This window comes from Nocardia pseudovaccinii NBRC 100343 (assembly GCF_001613225.1).
Taxonomy (GTDB): domain Bacteria; phylum Actinomycetota; class Actinomycetes; order Mycobacteriales; family Mycobacteriaceae; genus Nocardia; species Nocardia pseudovaccinii.
Genome location: NZ_BDBY01000244.1, coordinates 1 through 2,757, shown reverse-complemented (window position 1 = coordinate 2,757; position 2,757 = coordinate 1). Strand labels below are relative to the sequence as shown.

Here is a 2,757-nt window from a genome sequence, read left to right as displayed (position 1 = left end):
TTCTGATGCCGTGCTGCCCGATCATGTTGGCGATGTGCAGATCCCGGCCGACGTCGACGAGTTGTACGGCACCCAGGCCGAAGTTGCTGGTGGCCCGATGACGGTGCCAGCGTCGGTACTCCCGCTCCGGTTGGGGCCAGCGTGCGGAGACAGCGACGACGAAACCACGCCCCCAGCGGCCTTCGTCATTGCAGATGTGGGCGATGATCCTGTGCCCGTGAGATTGTGGCTCGGTGGCGTCACCGGCAACGTACCGGATCGTCGTCGCGCTCATTCATTCCTCCCAGGGGCGAGGTTATCTGCAGGCACCGACACCGCACGCCTGCAACGAGCTGGCTGCGAATCGTGTTTCGGGTAGGGGAGGCCGTCGGAGGCCAGGACGGTGCGGGTGCGTTCGCCGCGATTGCGGCCGATACGGAGGGCGTACTTGTGGTTGCCGGGATGCTTGCGACGCTGGGCTCCGCAGGCGATGAGCGCCCTCGGAGAGCCAGGTGTGCCCGTCGACGCTGCCAGGGTCGGGGCCGGGCGCTGGTGTGCCATGGGAGCCAGGCGGGCCACGACGCCGTCAGCGCCGGTCTCCCGGCCGCCTTGGTCAGCGCGCGGCGGCTGATCTCGATGCCACTGGGCAGGTAGAACTTCCACGATGCTCGGCTGCGTCCGATGTAGGTCATGTTCAGGGCCTGGTAGACGCAGTCGTAGTGGCCGCGGTGGACCAGGCTTCCGGTGGTGGGCTGCCAGAAGCCGGAGGGGTCGCAGAACGTGGTGATTCCGCAGATTCCGTCGTCGACGGCCGAGCGTAGAGCGCGGGCGACGAAGAACGATTCGGCGTTGGCCGGCACTCGGTCGAGAAGTACGAGCCGGTTGAGCTCGAGTGCTTCGTGGCCGGGATCCAGGCCGGGGAAGACGTTGGTCAGGGCGGTGGCGCCGATGCCGAGAGTGAGCACGCCCACCAGTTCGGTCTCGGCCCAGTGCTGGTCGTGTTCATAGAGTCCGAAGGCGAACCGCATCTGCGGGAATGATCGCGAGTAGTGATGCTGGCAGACAAAGTGTTTGGCGGTCTGGTAACTGATTCTGGTGACGGTGTAGCGGTCAGGGGCGATCGGATCGCCGACGGGTCGGTAGACGCCGCGGGTGTCGCGCCAGCGCTGCGTCATGAAGGTCATGGGGCGCACTCTCGGGTGAGGACAGTGTCGGAAGGGAGCCGCGGAACCACATAGATCGCCTCCCTGAGCTGCGGAGACGACACGTCCCACCTGTGAACAGGTCCCGCAGCGTGCCGCGGTCAACTTCCGACCTCCCACTCGACGGTGGCGGCGAGATGAAGTGCGGCTGTGGAGTCGGCCTGCGGAAGTCGTATTCGGTAGTGTGCGCCGCAGCCGGGGCACCGTCGTTCCTCGTAGTCGGTGACGTGGAAACCTTTGGCGCGCTGTTGTATTCGCCATTCGAGGTCTGCGACGGAGAGGCGGACGAGTCGGCGGCAGCAGGGGCTGCCGGTAACGATGCTGCCGGGTGTGCGGTTGGCTTCGCGGACGACAACTGTGCCGGGCCGCAGAGAGCTGAGCCGGTAGGGCTGGCCGAGCTCGATCCGGCGGCGTCGTTTGTGAGTTGGATCGGAATGGGGCATATCTCCGGGCTCTCGGGTCGGTGGGTCAGGACATGGTCGGATCGGCGGCCGGAGCAGTGCCCGCGGATGTTGGTGTGCACGGCGCGGCAGTGTGGATGTGGCTGCGCAGGTCGTCGACGGCCTCGGCGAGGAAGTCGTGGTGTCCAAGCGGTACGTCCGGGGAGTTGGCCGGGCACAGGACTCGCCAGAGCATGCGCTGGGCGGGCCGGGTGATCCGGTGTCCGTCGTCGAGGACGTACAGGTTGGGCGTGACGCGCTGGACTGTCCATGAGGCGGCCCAGACCGGCCGTGGCGGCGGGTCCGTGATCAGCGGGGAGTCGCGGGCGGCGCGGCCGGAGTCGGTGATCGACCACCAGGTCCTGACGCGTTTGCGCACGCGGGCCTCGTGCCGTCGGGCCCATCCGCAGCGGGTCAGCGCGTGCAGGGTGCGCTTGTCGGTGGCCTGGAGCTGGCCCGTGCAGTCGGCGCTGTCCAGCGCGCAGAGCTGAGCTCGCGTCATCCGCGCGGCGCTCATCGAGGGCCTTCCGCGGTCTGCTTGGGCCCGGCCATGAGCTGACGGTCGAGGTCGACGGAGTCCGGGGACGTGTCGTCTGCGCTGGTAGAGGGCGATTTCTGGGCGAAATTTTGCCCTGCGCCGAAGAGGTCGAGGTCCATTTCCAGGATGGGGGTACCGAGCCAGGTCGCGGGCAGTCCGGGGCCCGTCGACACGATGGTGCCGGTGAGCCAGGCCCAGAGGTTGCCGCCGAGTTCGTAGAGCTGGTAGCGGCTTTGGATGTAGATGCGCCGGTTGCCGTGGAAGCCCGCAGTGCCGGTGTGCCGTTCCCGGACGCACGCCAGAAATGGGTCGGTGAGCTCTGACAGCTCGGCGAGCACCTGGTCGACGATGTCGGGGTCGACGTCGTCGGCGAGGCTGGCCTGCAGGCGCCACGGCGGGCGGTAGCGCGGGCGGCTGGTCCGCTGGTCGAGCGAATGCGCGAGGACGCTCAGCGCGTGGATGATGTGGCCGCCGCCGTCCGCGTGGTTGCGGTAGTCGCACACCTCCGCGGCCCGGTTGTATTCCACCACGTCACGGAGCGCGGTCAGGAAGTCGTCGGAGGCGGGGGCGATCGAGCCTGGGCGGCTGTTGCCGATGT

At 67.9% G+C, this 2,757-nt stretch carries 4 protein-coding genes; all 4 read right to left on the bottom strand.

The window, feature by feature from the left end; translation table 11 throughout:
* On the bottom strand, positions 1-274 hold a 274-nt coding region (locus tag NP3_RS30040; RefSeq protein ID WP_218024964.1), incomplete at its 3' end, for a macro domain-containing protein.
* Positions 240-1,163 (bottom strand): Mom family adenine methylcarbamoylation protein, encoded by a 924-nt coding sequence (locus tag NP3_RS30035; RefSeq protein ID WP_063044974.1) that lies wholly within the window; start codon positions 1,161-1,163, stop codon positions 240-242. The genes NP3_RS30035 and NP3_RS30040, both read right to left, overlap by 35 nt.
* A gap of 486 nt (positions 1,164-1,649) precedes the next feature.
* Entirely contained in the window at positions 1,650-2,138 is a 489-nt protein-coding gene (locus NP3_RS30025; RefSeq protein WP_063044972.1) for a hypothetical protein, read from the bottom strand.
* The coding region (locus NP3_RS49330) for a hypothetical protein (protein ID WP_169814601.1) at positions 2,135-2,757 on the bottom strand (623 nt) is incomplete at its 5' end. The genes NP3_RS30025 and NP3_RS49330, both read right to left, overlap by 4 nt.